Source organism: Amycolatopsis roodepoortensis, assembly GCF_014873915.1.
GTDB classification, from domain to species: domain Bacteria; phylum Actinomycetota; class Actinomycetes; order Mycobacteriales; family Pseudonocardiaceae; genus Amycolatopsis; species Amycolatopsis roodepoortensis.
Genome location: NZ_JADBEJ010000004.1, coordinates 1,439,893 through 1,455,305, shown reverse-complemented (window position 1 = coordinate 1,455,305; position 15,413 = coordinate 1,439,893). Strand labels below are relative to the sequence as shown.

Annotated in this window: 17 protein-coding genes; 7 read left to right on the top strand and 10 right to left on the bottom strand. The window is 68.9% G+C overall.

Annotated elements, in window-relative coordinates:
- The first annotated feature begins 176 nt into the window (after window positions 1-176).
- Window positions 177-992, top strand: a complete 816-nt coding sequence (locus tag H4W30_RS17575) for a TrmH family RNA methyltransferase (RefSeq protein ID WP_192743776.1) — start codon at window positions 177-179, stop codon at window positions 990-992.
- A gap of 26 nt (window positions 993-1,018) precedes the next feature.
- Window positions 1,019-1,621, top strand: coding sequence for a DUF2537 domain-containing protein (locus H4W30_RS17570; protein WP_126730456.1), 603 nt, complete (start codon window positions 1,019-1,021; stop codon window positions 1,619-1,621).
- Here the strand turns inward: H4W30_RS17570 and H4W30_RS17565 are convergent.
- Genes H4W30_RS17565 through H4W30_RS17540 form a run of 6 tightly spaced genes read right to left on the bottom strand, consistent with a single transcriptional unit; the run spans window position 1,618 to window position 6,007 of the window.
- Window positions 1,618-1,953: a YbaB/EbfC family nucleoid-associated protein gene (locus H4W30_RS17565; protein ID WP_192743775.1), complete on the bottom strand. Its 336-nt coding sequence runs from the start codon at window positions 1,951-1,953 to the stop codon at window positions 1,618-1,620. The genes H4W30_RS17570 and H4W30_RS17565 overlap by 4 nt on opposite strands.
- A 2-nt stretch (window positions 1,954-1,955) precedes the next feature.
- Window positions 1,956-2,576, bottom strand: coding sequence for a hypothetical protein (locus H4W30_RS17560; protein ID WP_192743774.1), 621 nt, complete (start codon window positions 2,574-2,576; stop codon window positions 1,956-1,958).
- Entirely contained in the window at window positions 2,576-3,799 is a 1,224-nt protein-coding gene (locus H4W30_RS17555; RefSeq protein WP_192743773.1) for a putative T7SS-secreted protein, read from the bottom strand. The genes H4W30_RS17560 and H4W30_RS17555 overlap by 1 nt, the downstream gene beginning before the upstream one ends.
- Window positions 3,796-4,206 carry a hypothetical protein gene (locus H4W30_RS17550; RefSeq protein WP_192743772.1) on the bottom strand — a complete coding sequence of 137 codons (411 nt, stop codon included), beginning with the start codon at window positions 4,204-4,206 and terminating at the stop codon, window positions 3,796-3,798. Before H4W30_RS17550 ends, H4W30_RS17555 begins: the two co-directional genes overlap by 4 nt.
- A gap of 32 nt (window positions 4,207-4,238) precedes the next feature.
- A complete protein-coding gene (locus H4W30_RS17545; protein ID WP_192743771.1) occupies window positions 4,239-5,147 on the bottom strand; it encodes a hypothetical protein in 909 nt (302 codons plus the stop codon).
- A gap of 11 nt (window positions 5,148-5,158) precedes the next feature.
- The gene (locus H4W30_RS17540; RefSeq protein WP_192743770.1) at window positions 5,159-6,007 is read right to left on the bottom strand and encodes a hypothetical protein; all 849 of its coding nucleotides are present in this window, start codon (window positions 6,005-6,007) and stop codon (window positions 5,159-5,161) included.
- Window positions 6,008-6,081: 74 nt separating this feature from the next.
- Between H4W30_RS17540 and H4W30_RS17535 the strand changes: the two genes are divergently transcribed.
- A complete protein-coding gene (locus H4W30_RS17535) occupies window positions 6,082-6,447 on the top strand; it encodes an MmcQ/YjbR family DNA-binding protein (protein ID WP_192743769.1) in 366 nt (121 codons plus the stop codon).
- 36 nt (window positions 6,448-6,483) lie between these two features.
- On the opposite strand, the gene sepH is transcribed toward H4W30_RS17535, so the two are convergent.
- The 4 genes from sepH to H4W30_RS17515 form a co-directional block, all read right to left on the bottom strand.
- A complete protein-coding gene (gene sepH / locus H4W30_RS17530; protein ID WP_192743768.1) occupies window positions 6,484-7,329 on the bottom strand; it encodes a septation protein SepH in 846 nt (281 codons plus the stop codon).
- Between the two features lie 189 nt (window positions 7,330-7,518).
- Window positions 7,519-8,676, bottom strand: coding sequence for an ATP-binding protein (locus H4W30_RS17525; protein WP_192743767.1), 1,158 nt, complete (start codon window positions 8,674-8,676; stop codon window positions 7,519-7,521).
- Window positions 8,673-9,332 carry a response regulator transcription factor gene (locus H4W30_RS17520; protein ID WP_192743766.1) on the bottom strand — a complete coding sequence of 220 codons (660 nt, stop codon included), beginning with the start codon at window positions 9,330-9,332 and terminating at the stop codon, window positions 8,673-8,675. Before H4W30_RS17520 ends, H4W30_RS17525 begins: the two co-directional genes overlap by 4 nt.
- Before the next feature lie 462 nt (window positions 9,333-9,794).
- Window positions 9,795-11,597 (bottom strand): alpha-L-fucosidase, encoded by a 1,803-nt coding sequence (locus H4W30_RS17515; protein ID WP_192743765.1) that lies wholly within the window; start codon window positions 11,595-11,597, stop codon window positions 9,795-9,797.
- Between the two features lie 230 nt (window positions 11,598-11,827).
- Between H4W30_RS17515 and H4W30_RS17510 the strand changes: the two genes are divergently transcribed.
- Genes H4W30_RS17510 through H4W30_RS17495 form a run of 4 tightly spaced genes read left to right on the top strand, consistent with a single transcriptional unit; the run spans window position 11,828 to window position 15,370 of the window.
- Window positions 11,828-12,379: a hypothetical protein gene (locus tag H4W30_RS17510; RefSeq protein ID WP_192743764.1), complete on the top strand. Its 552-nt coding sequence runs from the start codon at window positions 11,828-11,830 to the stop codon at window positions 12,377-12,379.
- Window positions 12,376-13,476, top strand: a complete 1,101-nt coding sequence (locus H4W30_RS17505; protein ID WP_192743763.1) for a peptidoglycan-binding protein — start codon at window positions 12,376-12,378, stop codon at window positions 13,474-13,476. Before H4W30_RS17510 ends, H4W30_RS17505 begins: the two co-directional genes overlap by 4 nt.
- A complete protein-coding gene (locus tag H4W30_RS17500; RefSeq protein ID WP_007033339.1) occupies window positions 13,473-14,159 on the top strand; it encodes an ABC transporter ATP-binding protein in 687 nt (228 codons plus the stop codon). The genes H4W30_RS17505 and H4W30_RS17500 overlap by 4 nt, the downstream gene beginning before the upstream one ends.
- Complete coding sequence (locus H4W30_RS17495; RefSeq protein WP_192743762.1) at window positions 14,156-15,370, top strand: ABC transporter permease; 1,215 nt, start codon at window positions 14,156-14,158, stop codon at window positions 15,368-15,370. The genes H4W30_RS17500 and H4W30_RS17495 overlap by 4 nt, the downstream gene beginning before the upstream one ends.
- Window positions 15,371-15,413: the final 43 nt, after the last annotated feature.

Sequence of the window (15,413 nt, the reverse complement as noted above, 5' to 3'; positions counted from 1 at the left end):
GGCGGGACTGCCAGGCGGCCCAACGGTTTCACGCCTCGCAGCCGCCCGGCTAGCGGCCAAACTGGTGCTCTCTGTCACTAGGGGTTAACTGACAGCAAAATACATCCATTCGTACTACTTACCCGGGGACGATCGGACGCAAACGGCGCGCAGCGGGCGGATGACACACTCTCCTGGTGGCTGAACTGATCACCATCGACGACCGCGACGACCCGCGGCTCGACGATTTCCGCGACTTGTCCACAGCCGATCGGCGTCCCGATAGGCCGGGTGGGCGTGGCTTTGTGATCGCCGAGGGCACCGTCGTGGTCGAGCGCCTGCTCAAGTCCCGCTATCCGGTCCGTTCCCTGCTCGGGGTGGAACGGCGATTCCACGAACTGGGCGGAGACCTGGACCGGGTCGACGTCCCCGGATATGTGACTTCGGCCGAAACGATGGCCGAGGTGGTCGGATTCCACCTGAATCGCGGCATCCTGGCCGTCGCGGACCGGCCGTCTCCGCCGCCGGAAGTGGAAGAGGTCATCGACGGCGCGCGGGTGCTCGCGGTGCTCGAAGGCGTCGGTGACCACGAGAATCTCGGTTCGCTGTTCCGCAACGCGGCCGCGCTCGGCGTCGACGGGGTCCTGCTCGGCGCCGGCTGCTCGGACCCGCTGTACCGGCGCAGCGTCCGCGTCTCGATGGGGCACGTCCTGCGCGTGCCGTTCGCGACCTTCGGATCCTGGCCGGGCGACCTGGAACTGCTGCGGGAACGCGGTTTCCGCATCGCGGCCCTCACTCCCCGTGCGGATTCCGTTTCGCTGCGCCAGTTACGGGACCAGACACCGGAGAAGGTCGCGCTGATGCTGGGTGCGGAAGGTCCCGGCCTGACCGAGGAGGCCATCGCCGCCGCCGACGTCGCGGTGCGGATCCCGATGCCGGAAGGCGTCGATTCGCTGAATGTCGCCACGGCGGGCGCGATCGCGTTCTACGAGACGCGTCCACCGCTATCGTGAGCACCCGGGCGATCACGAGGAGAACCATGGAATTGCGGATCCGTGAGGGACGCGCGGTGCTGGCCGGTCCTGGCGGCGAAAGCGCGCGCGAGGTGGACCCGCATTCACTCGCGATCGGTTCCGATCTCGCGCAGGCGTTGCACGAATGGGCCCGGGTCGCCTCCGCCGTCGGCGGCTCCGGCACCGAGGCGGCTTCCGTGGTCTCGCAGCGAGGCCGCCAGCTCGCGCAGCGGGTCGCCGCGACGATGGGCACGTCGGTGCGGTTCGTCGATCCGGTCTCCGGCGACCGCGTCATCATCGACCCGCCCGCCCCCACCCCCCGCAACGAACTCGCGCGGCGGCTCTTCGGCACGCCGGATCCCGCCGGGGAACCGACACCGTGGCTGACCGGGCTGACGGTTTCGGCGTTCGCCGCGGCCTTGGTCGTCGTGGCGATGCTGGCACTGGCGAACACCCTCGCGCGTGAGACCAACGGCTGGCTCGCGCTGCTCGCGTCCGCCGTGGTGACCGCCGGGATCACGCCGTCGCTGTGGCTCGCGCGTCGGGTGCCGATCGTGCGGTGGGCCGCCTTCGGCGCGGCCGCGGGGATCGTGATCGCGTGGATCGGCGTGCTGGTCGTCGTCTTCTAGAGATCGAAGACGGTGTCGATCGGCTCGTCGTGGTCATCCTCGACGGGGTTCGGCCGCGGCGCGGACTCCCCGGTCAGCGCCCGCCGGATGGTCGCCGTGATGACCTCGCCGAGCGCGCTCGCACTCGACGCCATCGCCTTGTCGGTGAGCCGGACTTCACCGATGACGCCGCCGGGACCGACGGTCACCGTCACCGTCCCGTCGGGGGAAGTCGCCTCGGTCACCTCACCCACCGCGGCGAGCGCCTTGGCGTTCTCGGCCTTGCGCGCCTCGATCTCGCGCAGCTGCCAGCGCATTTCCTCGATCAGCTGGGGATTGCTGAGTTCCGCCATCGTCATTCCTCCGTGGTGCCCGGTCGAAGGCTGTGCGCCACGCGGGACGCGGCCTCGGCGACCGCCGGCCACCCTGTCTCGGATTCGGCGGTGACCACCAGGACGGCCAGGAACTCGCTGCCGGGCAGCGGGATCTGGTACTCCACCTTGGCCTGCGCGCGCACGATCTCCGTCGGGCGGCCGGTGAACTCCGGCGGCAGCCGGTACTCGCCCGCCGCGACGGCGGCCATCGCCGGACCGATCGGCAGCCGGATCACCCGTGCGTCGGCGCGCGGGTGTTTCTTCCGGTAGACGTCCAGCAAGGCGTCGGCCACCGCGTTGCGCCGCACGGTCAGCATCTCCGGGTCCGCGTCCTGCCAGCGCAGCACCGCCAGCGACAACGTGGCGAGGTACTCGGGACCGTCACCCGCCGCGAACTTGCCGAAAACCCGGACTCCGTTCGCCTTCAGCTCAGGAGTCAGTGCCATCAAGGCGGCGGCGAATTCCTCGGTGGATCGTCCGGCATGGGCGGCGGCCTTTTCGCCGACGCCCAGCGCGACTCGCGCGTTCGTCGTATCGTCCCCGGTCACCGGCATCCCGGTGAAGCCGGGCGGGAGGTCGATCCGGAGAGCGGTCGCGTCCATCAGCTCCACGCCTTGTCTTCCGCACGCTCCTTGGCGTTCTTGCGATCCTCGGCCACGCCCTGCTCGATCGCGTTGCCCATGGCCATCGCGGCCAGCGGCGCGCCGCCGAAGATGATCGACGAACCGGCGACGGCCCACTGGGCGCCGTCCTTCGGGATCCAGTAGTTCTTGAAGTCGTCGATCGGTCCTTCGAACTTGCGTCCTTGGATCTCACCCGCGGTGTCCATACCGATCTGGGCTCCGAGAGCACCGTAACCGGCCAGCCCGGCGGCGGTGGCTATCTTGGTCGCCGTCGAGGAATTGCCGGGGATGATCCCGGCCAAGGAGGTCGCCGCGCCTATCGCGTCGAAGGTCAGGGTCTCGGGTGCGACGTCCGCGCCCGCCTTCTTCGCCACGAAATGCCCACCCAAGGCCGTCACGCCGAAGCCCGCGGCGACGATGCTGGTGATCTCCCCGACGGGAGGCGGGATGACATCGCTGGCGATGCCGAGCAGATTGCCGATGTCCCCCATCACGTCGGACACCTTGGACAGCATCTCGGCGTTGTCCTGCACGACGTCCCAGGCCGCGTCCACGAGGTCGGCCGTCGTGTTCACGAGGTCGGTGACGACCCCGGTGACCGCGTCGACGACGTCGTCCAGCAGATCGGGCTCGTCGGGAGCGAGCTCTTTCGCCTTCCGGAGCAGATCCGCGACCCGGGCGGCGGCCGAAGTGTGCTGTTCGAGCAGCTTCTTCGCGGCTTCCTGGACTTCCGTGCAGCCGTCGATGGCCGCCTGGAGCTGCCGTCCGGCGTTGTCCAGAAGCGCCTGCGCGATCTGCAAGGACTCCTGGTCGGTGAACGTGCGGTTGGCCAGCGCGAAGTCGGGATTGGTCCGAGCCTGCTCGGCCGCTCGGGCGGCGGCCTTGGCTTGCCGCTCGAGGTCGGCGGCTCGGCGCTGCATCTCACCGAGGTCGTGTGTCCAGCCTTCGAGTGCGTACGCGGCTTGCGCCATCGACCGCGCCGCGCCGTCGAGGTACTCGGGCAGCGGTCCCAGGCGCCGTGCGAAGGCCTCGCTGGCCTCGCCGGTCCAGATTCCCTGCTTCGTGACGATCTGGCGCAGCATGGTGTCGGCCTCCGCGAGGTCACGGCTGACCGCGCGGTACTTCCCGGCCAGCTCGCCGACGCCGCCGACGTCGCCGGGAGCCGGGTCGAACCCGAGCGCTGGGTACTGGTTCCCGGTCACCGGCCACCTCCGAGGATGTCGGTGATCCCTCCGGTGTAGCCGCCGCCGACCGGGCCGCCGCCGTCGTCGCCCAGCGGAAATCGTGGTGACGGGCCGGAGCCGTCGGGGATCAGCTCCGCGAACTTGTCCAGGTCGCCGCCGAACTCTTCTTCCATCTTCTGGTACTTCTGCTGGGCCTTCTTCAGCCTTTCGGTGACGCCCTCCGCGGCCTCGCCCAGCCTGCCGATACCGAATTCCCAGGCTTCCTCGAAGTCCATTCCGGATTTCGCGAGACCCTCGTCGCCCAGCGCGCCCCACGCGCCGCCACCGGAGAGTTTCTTGTTCGCGTCCGCCATCCGGCCGGCGCCGGTTTCCAGATCACCGATGAGCTTCCCCAGCTCGGCGATCTTCACCGTGTACCCGCTCATATACCCCCCTTTGGTACGGCTCGACCGGCAGTTTAGAACCGCCCCGCCTCACCTGTGTCCGACGTTCGCCCGTGGGTGTCCGTTCCCCGGTGTACCGGAATGTTCCTTTTCACGAAGGCCATTCCCTGGAGTCGTCCGTTGCTCTGCCGGACCCAGGCGGTGTAGTAGTAGTCGAAGAAAGCGGCGATCTGTGCGACCAGTTCGAGGCTGACCCCGTAGGCATCAGTGCCGATCAGGAGCGACGGGGAACCGTCGAACCGGTCGGCCAGCCAGCTCACGCGGCGGCTCTTGGGGGCGGCGCGCGTCCACAGGACGCTCGCCAGGACCAGGGGCAAGCCGACGATCACGCTCGACAGGAGCAGCCAAGGGCGCTCGGTCATCGCGCCGATCCCGCAGCCGATGGCGGTCAGGATCATCACGGTCACGACGGTGGCAGTGAGGAAACCCGGCGAACCGATCCGGAGTCCAGTGGTGGTGCGCGGTGGATTCGAACCGCGGGTGAGCAGCAGTACCCGGTCGGTGGAGTCCGCGAATTCGGCCATCACGGACATTTGAGCCTGCCCCGCGAGCTCGACGACATGCCGTCGGCTGAGCTTCGCGTCCTGCAGGCTGATCCAGACTCGATCCTTGCCGCGGATCTTCTTCATCAGCCATTGCCCGCGCGAAGGGGCCGGACTGGGCGCCGGGTAGTCGAAGAGCCGCCCGGGGAACGAGTCCGGGGCGAACTGGAAGCTGAGGACGTCGGGCCCGGCGGGAGGGATCTCGACGTAGCGGCGGTCATGAGCGGCTTGCCGGATGGTCGCCGGATCCACTCCCCAGATTGCGGGGGAGACGTGCACGACAGGGCGCCCATCGAACTGCCGGTACCGCAGTGAACCGAGGAGACAAGCCCACTCCGCCCCGAATTCGACGGGCTGGATCCCTTCCGGCGACAGGTACATCGGCTGCCTTCCTATACCTGCTTGGCGAACTTCAGATAGCGGCCGTGCATTCGCGAACCCGTGTGCCCGATCAGGAAATAGCCGTGATGAGCGGCGAGCTGGACGGCGAGTGCCTCCGAGATCCCGAACGTGCTCAACGGGAATTGCACACTGTTGCTCCCGTTGAACTCCTTCGCCAGCCAACCCGCCCTGGTCGTGCGCGGGAATACGGCGACGATGAAGGAAAGCGGAATCGCCAGGCCGAAGGCCATCAGGATGAGGACGGTCACCAGCGGTGTTTCAGGGTCGTAGCCGTTCGAGGCACTGACGATGAACCCACCGAGGAAACACAGGAAGAAGTTCGCGAGCGGAAGGAGCCAGATCAGGAACGAGTAGCGGAACCGCTTCAGGCCCGCCTGGACTGGAACGGGTCGCGTCGGCGGTCGCGGATCCCGGCTCAACAGGAGTAACCGATCGGTGGGGTCGGAGAGGTCGGCGACGACGGTCATTCCTTCATCGGCCGCGATTTCGGTGATGTGCCTGGTGGACAGCCCGGCATGGCGGACGCTGAGCCAAACCGCGGCAGCCCCGTCGATCCGGTTGCGAAGCCGGCGTTCCCGGTGCTTGCTCTGCCCGGTTTCAGGATGATCGAAGGCAGGCGCCGGGGGAAACCGATCCGGCGCGTGCCGGAAACTCAAGCAGCCCGGGAACATCGGCGGGATTTCGAGGTAGCCGCGCTCGCGGGCGATCATGCGGATGCTGTCCGGGTCGACCTGCCATTCGACCGGCGACACATGTGCGTACGGCGTTCCGGACAGGACTTGGTAGCGCAGTCTCGTGACCCGCACCTGCCAAGGGTTTTCCCCGGTCGTCGAAAACATGATCCCTCCCGTCCCCGAGGGTAGGGGAGGACGATCGGTTCCGCGTGAGCCGAGCGGCGAGGATACTGAGCTCCATGACCGGTGACCCGCTCGATTCACTCAGAAGGCTGTGTCTCGCGCTGCCGGAAACCTCCGAGCGGCTCAGTCACGGCGAGCCGACGTGGTTCGTGCGCGGGAAGAAGACGTTCGTCATGTACGCCGACCGCCATCACGACGACAAGGTCGCCTTCTGGTGCCCGGCGCCGCCCGGGGCGCAGGAGGAACTCGTGGGCGCCGAGCCGGAGCGGTTCTTCCGGCCGCCGTACGTCGGGCACCGGGGGTGGCTCGGGGTGCGGCTGGACACCGACGTCGACTGGGCCGAGATCGGACAGATCGTCACCGACGCGTATTGCCTCGTGGCGCCGAAATCGCTGATCGCGCAGGTCCCCGGACGCACGTAATGGCCCCTCCACCGGAAGGGGCCACTACGTGCGGATTCAACCTCGTTGTGATCGGACGCCCAGAAGGACGTCTTCCCAGGATGGAACGATGGGGTGGTTCTTCTTCCCCTTCGCCCGTGGAGCGGGTTCGGCCACTTCCGCCGGCTCGTCAGCCGGAAGTGGTGGCTCGGCATCTTCTTCGGGCTCGGCTATCGGCGCGTCGATCACCTTCGCGACCGGCTCGTCCGGAACCGAATCGAGGGTGGGCTGGACGACCGCTTCCCTGCCGGGTTCCAATGCCCGGACCGTGCGCGGGGCACGGTAGGCGTTGGGGTTGAGCAGGACTTCGGCGTTCTCGTCGAGAGCTTGCACGGTGCCGCCGTGCGCGCCGGGCGCGAACGACCAGTGCGCGCGGTTGTCCGAGCGGCCCGCCTTCCAGCTCAGCACGACGACCCACTTGCCGTCGTCGCCTCGCCAGGAGTCCCAGGTCGCCTGGCTGTAGTCGTGGCCGCGCTGCCCGAAGGAATGCGCCACGACCTCGCCGAGCGTCTGGACGTCGGGGCCGTCTTCGCGGACCGGATGCGCCCGCTGGGCCAGTTCGGCGGTGCGGGATCGTTCGAGCAGGACGGGGTACGCGAACCGCTCGACGCGCTGCACGGTGACGCCGGCGCTGCTCGCGACCTGCTCCACGGACTCACCGGCCCGGATTCGTGCCTGGATCTCGCGTGGCCGCATTTGGCTCTCCAACTCGATTTCGATCTGGCCGAGGCGGGTGATGTCACCCCTCGCCGCCGCTCGCAGCCTCTCATCCGCGGGGAGCAGGAAGCGCGTGCGGCTCGCCGGGTCTTCGCACACGATGGACTTACCGTCCTCGTGCAGCCCGACTACCCGTAGCGCTCGCATTCTCGCCTCCCCGATTCTTCACCATTGTGGGTGTCCACGTTAAAACGGCGCGTCGCCTTGACGTGTGAGGCGCGCCGATGTCATGTGTCCTGCTCACTATTTTGTTCATGACGGCAAGTGCATTCTGTCCGAGCGACCCGCCGTCCGCCGCGTGACGCGCTGGACACGCACAGTCACGATCGGGGGAATCTACGGCAGCCGCACCCGGACGACCAGTCCGCCGCCGCGGCCGCCGGGTTCCGCGCCCGCGGTCCCGCCGTGCGCCTTCGCGATGGACCGGACGATCGACAGCCCGAGCCCCGCGTTGCGGGAGTCGCCGGTGCGGTCGCCCGAGAGCCGCCGGAACGGCTCGAACAGCGCGGGCACGGCGTCCAGCGGCACCTGCGGGCCGGTGTTGCGCACCACCAGCGCCGGATCGACGCCGATGTCGACGTGGACCCAGCCGCCCTGGTGGTTGTAGGTGATGGCGTTGTGCACCAGGTTCGTGACCAGCCGCTCCAGCAGCACCGGATCGCCGGACACCGTCCGCGGCCGCAGCCGCGACTCCACCGTGACGCCCGCTTCCTCGGCCATGGCCGACGCCGAGCGGATCACCGTCGCCGCGACCTCGTCCAGCCGGACGGGGCCGCGCGCGGCCAGGCCGCGGTCACTGCGGGCGAGGACGAGCAGGCCCTCGATCATCCGTTCGCTGCGTTCGTTGGTGTAGATCAGGTGTTCGCCGAGTTTCCGGACCTCGGGGCTCGCGCCGGGATCGGCCATCGCCACCTCGACCAGCGTGCGCTGCACCGCGAGCGGGGTCCGCAGTTCGTGGGAGGCGTTGGCGACGAAGCGTTTCTGGCTGTCGAACGACACGGCGAGCCGGTCGAGCATGCCGTCGAAGGTGTCGGCCAGTTCCTTGAGTTCGTCGTCGGGACCGTCGAGGTCGATGCGCCGGTCGAGGTTTTCGACCTCGAGTTTCCGTGCCGTGGAGGTGATCGCGTGCAACGGCCGCAACACGCGGCTCGCCATCAGCCAGCCGAGCAGTACCGCGAGCCCGCCGGCAATCGCCAGTGCCACCAGCGATTGCCACAGCAGCGTCGACAGGACGTCCGAGCGGTATTCGGTGATCGAGGTCGCGACCAGCTGGGTGGCTTGAGCGCGTTCCACGGGAAGGATGGTCGTGGTGTCGAGGGGATACGCGCGCTGGACCGCGAGGCCCGCGGCGTCGCTCGCGAAGGCGGTCGTGTCCGGCAGGGTCGAGCTCACCAGCAGGTAGTTGACGATCAGCAGGGCGAGCCCGACGATCAGGAACGCGCCGCCGTAGAGCGCCGTCAGCTTGGTGCGGACGGAGAGCCGGAGCGGTTTCACGACCCGAACCGGTAACCGGCGCCGGGCACGGTCTCGATCAACGGTGGTTCACCGAGTTTGCGCCGCAACGTCATCATCGCCACCCGGACGGCGTTGGTGAACGGGTCGACGTGTTCGTCCCACGCCTTCTCCAGCAGGTCTTCCGCGCTGACGACGGTCCCTTCGGCGCGCATGAGCACCTCCAGTACCGCGAACTCCTTGGGGGACAAGGGAAGGAACCGGCCGTCGCGGGACGCCTGGTGCCGGGGCAGGTCGAGGACGACGCCGCCGCGTTCCAGTACCGGTGGCAGCGCCGGCCGGGCGCGCCGCGACAGCGCCTGCACCCGCGCGACGAGTTCGGCGAACGCGAACGGTTTCGTCAGGTAGTCGTCGGCGCCGAGGCCGAGCCCGGCGACCCGGTCGTTGACGTCGGCCGCGGCCGTCAGCATGAGGACCCGCGCCTCGCCGCCGGTGCCGATCACCGCGGCGCAGACCTCGTCGCCGTGCACGACGGGGAGATCCCGGTCGAGCACGACGACGTCGTAGCCGTGCACCCCCACCCGGTCCAAGGCCTGCGCGCCGTCGTAGCAGACGTCGACGGCCATGGAGAACCGTCGCAGGCCCTCGGCGATCGTGTCCGCCAGGAGCCGCTCGTCTTCCACCACCAGCACTCTCACCAGGCCAGTCTGCCCCGGATGGGGATAAGCGGGGGATAAGCGCGGGGTCGCGTGGGTCGTGGCCCGGGGGTTGCGAAAGCCACTTTCGCAACCTTGAACGTTGCGAAAGTGGCTTTCGCAACGTCGCTTCGCGCTGCGGGGCCCAGGTGGAGGGCGCCTTCCCCGCATCGGACGGGGGGAAGTCCCCTTCGCGACACCCGGACCTTGCTCGGCGCTCGTCCCTGCGTGGATCCACCGACCGGGTGGCGAACGTCCCCTTCATGTCAAGGCGCGCGCCGGTCCGTGGTTCCGCGAAAGCCACTTTGGGGACGCCAGATGTCCCGAAAGTGGCTTTCGCGACATCACCGGCTCCGGCGAGCACGGATCCACCGGCCGGGTGGCGTCGAAGACCGAACTCGCGTGCGTGGAGCCGTAACTGCGTGATCCGGCTCCGAACACGCGAGTTACGGCTTCGAGCACGCGTTATCCGGCCGGGCGCAGCTGCCGCGCCGGGATCACCTGCTGCGGTGTGTTCGGGCTGGACCACAGCAGCTTCATCGACGCCTCGCCACCGCGCTCGGTGTGTTCCAGCCGGATCGCGTACGACCGGCCGGCGACCAGTTCGAGAGTCGCTTTGTCGACACTCGGGCCGTGTGGGACGGTGTTGTCGATCAGGAGCTTGCCGTCGACCCACAGCCGCACGGTGTCGTCCGAAACCGTGGTGAACGTGTACTTCCCGGTGTCCCGCGCGGTGACCTGCCCGGTCCAGCGCGAGGAGAAGGTCTCCGCCGGGATCTTCGCGTCCGGCGAGCCGGTGAACTTCCAGTTGTGGTTCACGCCCGGCTCGACCCGGCGCACCGACGGCGTGCCCGTGAAGTCCGCGTTCGGCCAGTACTCGGCGGTCAGCCCCGTCCCGCGGCCGGCGGGTGCCTGCGGCAGCGGATCGACGCTCAGCTCGATGACGGTCGCGACGTCGTTCGTCCGGCCGCCCGACGGTGTGAGCTTCACGCTTCCGGACGACTGCTCGACCCGCACGCGTTGACGGCTGCCGAGCACTCGCGCCTCGCGAACCCGGAAAGGCGCCAGTGCGTCGAGCGTCAGCGAGCCGCCCGCGGCGGGCCAGTCGAACACCGACGCGTAGAGCTTGTCACCGCGACGGCTGACGACGCCCCAGCCGGGTTCGGCGACCAGCCCCGGCGCGCCCGCCCCGTAGACGGCGGCGGACTGACCGTTCGTTCGCAGCCACTGGCCCATCTGCTTCAGCCTGTCGATGGATTCCCGTGGCACGCGGCCGTTGCGATCGGGGCCGACGTTGAGCAGGAAGTTCCCGCTCCGGCCGGCGATCGAAAGCAGTTTCCTGGTCAGATCCGCCGACGATTTCCAGTTGTGGTCCCAATCGGTGTAGCCCCAGCTGCCGTTGAGCGTCATGCACGATTCCCACAGCTGCCCGTCGACCGGCTTGTCCGGGATCTCCTGTTCGGGCGTCCCCGTGTCGCCGTCGACCACCCGCCGTTTGCCGACCCGGTTGTTGACCACAATGGACGGATCGAGGCTGCGGACGTAGGCCTCCAGTTCCTCGCCGTCCCTTTCCGTCCACGGGTTGTTGGGCCGGTCGGTGCTCCACTCACCGTCGAACCACAGCACCGCCGGGCGGTAGTTGTCGACGAGTTCCTTGAGCTGGGCGTACATCCGTTCCTTGTACTTCGGGAACGTCGCGGGATCGGGGAAGTCCGGGTCGTGCCAATCCCAGATCGAGTAGTAGAAGCCGAGTTTGACGTCGCGCGCGGCCGTCGCGCGCTTCAGTTCGGCGAGGATGTCGCGCTTCTTGTCGAACGACGAATGGTCGCGGAGGTTGAACTTGTTGACCTTCGTCGGCCACATCGCGTAACCCTCGTGGTGTTTCGACGTGATCACCACGTACTTCTGCCCCGCGTCCTTCGCCGACTGCGCGATGGCGTTCGCGTCGAAACCGGCGGGGTTGAACTTCGCGGCGATCTGCTCGTATTCGGCGCGCGGGATCTGGCAGTTCCGCTGGATCCATTCGGCGTCCTGGCAAACGCTTCCGTCGGGGCGGGTGTACTTCCCCTGCAGCTGGGAGTACGCGCCGAAGTGGATGAACTGGCCGAACCGGTCGTCGCGCCACCAGCGCGTCCGCTCGGCGGTGAACGGGTCGTCGTAGGCGTGGTCGGACGGGAGTGGCGCGGCTTCCGCGGCGGGCGCGACGCCCAGTGCGGTGGTCGCGATGACGAGGGCCGCCAGGGCCCGGAGTGGCTTGCGGCGATTCATGCACTCCTCCTCGCTGAGGTGTGGACGCCGGGGACTCTAAGAGGCCAAAGGTCGGATGTGAACCTCCGAAGGGCGGTCCAGGTGCCGAGTTCACCCGGAAAGACGGCAGATAGATCAGACCTCTGTTCCGCTGATCGGGACGGTAAGCGCGGCATAAGCAACATCGCTTACCACCCCGGAATCGCTCGCTCCGTAGAAATCGGGACGCCAAGACGACCGAAGGAGCAGCGATGCGGAAACGACCGATGGCGGCACTGATCGCCGGAGCGGTCCTCGCGCTGGTGGCCGGTTGCGGCGGTGGCGGGGACGGCGGCGACAAGGTCGCCTCGATCTCTTCCCCTCCCGCCGCCGGAGCGGGTGACGGGAAGCAGCAGGCCGACAACGTGTCCGACGAGGACAAGATGCGCAACTTCGCGAAGTGCATGCGCGAGCACGGGATCGACATGCCGGACCCCCAGACCAGTGGCGACGGGAAGGGCTCGATCTCCATCGAGGCGGGCGAGGTCGGGCGCGACGAGAACAAGATGAAGGCCGCGAGCGACGCGTGCCGGAAACTGCTGCCGAACGGCGGCGAGATCAAGCCGCCCACGCCCGAGGAGCTCGACAAGATGCGCAAGGAAGCCAAGTGCATGCGCGAGCACGGGATCGACATGCCGGATCCCGATCCCAGCGGAAAGGGCGCCGCCATGACGCTGGACGCGGGTGGCGACCCCAAGAAGTTCGAAGAAGCGGCGAAGGCCTGCGGTCTCGGCATGACCATGAGGGCGGCCCCGGCGAAATGAGCGAACACGAAGGACCCGGCGGCGCACGGCGGTCGCGCCGGGCACGCTGGTTCATCATCGCGGCGGTCCTCGTCGTCGTGGTCGGGACGACGTCCGTGGTCGTGCTGACCAGGGTCACGTCGGAGGCTCAGCAGGTCGGGCAGGCGCCACCGCCGGTCGAGACCGCGCAAATCGAGAAGACCGACCTGCAGGAGGAGGAAGAGGCGAACGGGACTCTGGGCTACGGCGAGGAAAGCTCCCTCGCCGGCCGGAAACAGGGCACCGTAACGTCCCTGCCGGACGCGGGCGCGGTGCTCACCCGGGGCAAGACCGTGTACGGCGTCGATGCCAAACCGGTGCCGTTGTTCTACGGCACGCTGCCGTTCTTCCGCGACCTCGCCGACGGAGCCGCGGACGGCCCGGACGTCAAGCAGCTGGAAGAGAACCTGAAGGCGCTCGGTTTCGGCGGTTTCGGCACCCCGGACAAGAAGTTCACCTCCGCCACCGCCGCCGCGCTCAAGAAATGGCAGAAGTCGCTGGGCCTGGAGCAGACCGGCGCGTTCGGGCAGGGCGACGTCGTCCTCGCGCCCGGCGAGATCCGGGTTTCGCAGGTCGCCGCGCAGCTCGGCGGCCCCGGCGGCGGCGAACTCCTGAAGTACACCGGCACCGAGCGCCTCGTCGAGGTCAAGCTCGACGCCGCCAAGCAGGCCATCGCCAAGGCCGGGGACAAGGTCGGCGTCGACATCACCGGCGGCAAGACCACGACCGGCGTGATCACCGAGGTCGGCAAGGTCGCGGAGAACGGCAAGGACGGCGCCGGGCAGGACGACGGCAAGCCGAAGATCAAGGTGAAGATCAAGCTGGACGATCCGGCCGCGGCGGGGTCGCTCGATTCGACGCCCGTCTCGGTGCGCTTCACCAAGGAAGTCCACAGTGGAGTGTTGGCCGTCCCGGTCGGGGCGTTGCTCGCGCTCGCCGAGGGCGGATACGCCGTCGAGGTCGACGAAAACGGCCAACGCCGTCTCGTCGCGGTGAAGACCGGCCTGTTCTCCGGCGGCCGTGTCGAAATCAGCGGTGCCGGCCTCGCCGCCGGGATGCGGGTGGTGACGACGTCATGACCCCGGTGCTGGCCGTGCGCAACGCCTCGCGCACCTATCCCGGCGGCGTACGCGCACTGCACGAGGTGACACTGTCCATTGAGGACAGGGAGATGGTCGCCATCCTCGGCCCGTCCGGTTCCGGCAAGTCGACGCTGCTGCAGCTGATGGGCACGCTCGACCGGCCGACCAGCGGCGTCATCGAACTGCGCGGGCACGACGTGGCGAAACTGCCCGACCGCAAGCTTTCGGCGTTGCGGTCGCGCTGGATCGGGTTCGTGTTCCAGCAGTTCTTCCTCAGCGAAGGGGTGAGCGCGGTCGACAACGTCGCGACGGGCCTGCTGTACGCAGGTGTGCCGCGGCGGAAACGGCGTGAACGGGCACTGGCCGCGCTCGACCGCGTCGGGCTCGCGCATCGGGCCGGTCATTTCCCGAACGAGCTCTCCGGCGGGGAACGGCAGCGGGTGGCGATCGCGCGGGCGGTCGTCAACTCGCCGTCGATCCTGCTGGCCGACGAGCCGACCGGGAACCTCGACACGGGCAACGGCGCGGCGATCCTGAACCTGCTGGCCACGTTGAGCTCGCAGGGGACGACGGTCGTGATCATCACGCACGACCGGGAGATCGCGGCGGGTATCCCGCGGCGGATCGAGCTGCGGGACGGCCGGATCCGGCTCGACACCGGGACGGGGGTGCTGGTGTGAGCGCCCCCGTCCTCGACAAGACGCCGGATCCGGCCCGGCTCGGCCCGCGTGACGTGCTGAACCTCGGTGCGCACGGGATGCGGACGCGGCCGATGCGCGCGGTGCTGTCCGCGCTCGGCATCGGGATCGGGATCGCCGCGATGGTGGCGGTGCTCGCGATCCCGGCGTCGGGCGCGAAGGCGTTGCAGGACCAGCTGGCCGCGTTGGGCACCAACCTGCTCACCGCGGGGCCGGGCAAGACGCTGTTCGGCGCCGACGCGACCCTGCCGGACAGCGCGGTGCCGATGGCGAAGCGGATCGCGCCGGTGACGGCGGCGTCCGCGACCGGCACCACCGGCGCGAGCGTGCGGCGCACGGACAAGATCGACAAGGACGAGACGTCCGGCCTCGGCGTCTACGCGGCGACCCCCGACCTTCTCGACGTCATCGGCGGCGCCGTCCGCGACGGGCGGTTCCTCCGGGACGCGACTCGCGACTACCCGGTCGTCGTGCTGGGTTCGGTCGCGGCCGCGCGGCTCGGGATCGACCACATCGACCAGGCCAAACCGCCGCAGGTGTTCATCGGCGGGCTGTGGTTCACCGTGGGCGGGATCCTCGGGCCGACGCCGCTGGCGCCCGAGATCGAGCGTTCGGTGCTGGTCGGCTGGGACGTGGCCAAGCGGCTCCTCGGCTTCGAGGGGCATCCGACGACCGTGTACGTGCGGGCGAAGGATTCGCAGGTCGAGAACGTGCGGTCGGTGCTCGCGCAGACGATGAACCCGGAGGCGCCGAACGAGGTCGAGGTCCGTCGCCCGTCGGAGGCGCTGGAAGCGCAGAAGCTGACGGAGAACACGTACAGTGCGCTGTTCCTCGGACTCGGCGGGGTGGCGCTGCTGGTCGGCGGCGTCGGGGTGGCCAACACGATGGTGATCTCGGTGCTGGAGCGGCGCCGGGAGATCGGTCTCCGTCGCGCGCTCGGAGCGACGAAACGGCAGGTGAGAGGCCAGTTCCTGGCCGAGTCGGTGCTGTTGTCCGGGCTCGGCGGGATCGCCGGGGTGCTGGTCGGCGTGCTGGTGACGTCGGGGTACGCGTTGAGCCAGGGGTGGCCGGCGGTGCTCCCGGTCGGCGCCCTGCTCGGCGGGGTCGGGATCTCGGCGCTGGTCGGTGCCGTCGCCGGCGCTTATCCGGCGATGCGCGCTGCACGCCTGCCTCCGACCCAGGCCCTCGCCTAGCTCGCGTTTCGTCCTCTGGATGCGGTGGCCCACCGCATCCAGA

Bases quoted from the DNA above. Each gene is read 5' to 3' on its own strand.
- H4W30_RS17535 (WP_192743769.1), top strand. From the start codon at position 6,082: ATGACCGGTGACCCGCTCGATTCACTCAGAAGGCTGTGTCTCGCGCTG.
- H4W30_RS17505 (WP_192743763.1), top strand. From the start codon at position 12,376: ATGAGCGAACACGAAGGACCCGGCGGCGCACGGCGGTCGCGCCGGGCA.
- H4W30_RS17550 (WP_192743772.1), bottom strand. From the start codon at position 4,206: ATGAGCGGGTACACGGTGAAGATCGCCGAGCTGGGGAAGCTCATCGGT.
- sepH (WP_192743768.1), bottom strand. From the start codon at position 7,329: ATGCGAGCGCTACGGGTAGTCGGGCTGCACGAGGACGGTAAGTCCATC.
- H4W30_RS17560 (WP_192743774.1), bottom strand. From the start codon at position 2,576: ATGGACGCGACCGCTCTCCGGATCGACCTCCCGCCCGGCTTCACCGGG.
- H4W30_RS17565 (WP_192743775.1), bottom strand. From the start codon at position 1,953: ATGGCGGAACTCAGCAATCCCCAGCTGATCGAGGAAATGCGCTGGCAG.
- H4W30_RS17500 (WP_007033339.1), top strand. From the start codon at position 13,473: ATGACCCCGGTGCTGGCCGTGCGCAACGCCTCGCGCACCTATCCCGGC.
- H4W30_RS17540 (WP_192743770.1), bottom strand. From the start codon at position 6,007: ATGTTTTCGACGACCGGGGAAAACCCTTGGCAGGTGCGGGTCACGAGA.
- H4W30_RS17510 (WP_192743764.1), top strand. From the start codon at position 11,828: ATGCGGAAACGACCGATGGCGGCACTGATCGCCGGAGCGGTCCTCGCG.
- H4W30_RS17515 (WP_192743765.1), bottom strand. From the start codon at position 11,597: ATGAATCGCCGCAAGCCACTCCGGGCCCTGGCGGCCCTCGTCATCGCG.
- H4W30_RS17545 (WP_192743771.1), bottom strand. From the start codon at position 5,147: ATGTACCTGTCGCCGGAAGGGATCCAGCCCGTCGAATTCGGGGCGGAG.
- H4W30_RS17570 (WP_126730456.1), top strand. From the start codon at position 1,019: ATGGAATTGCGGATCCGTGAGGGACGCGCGGTGCTGGCCGGTCCTGGC.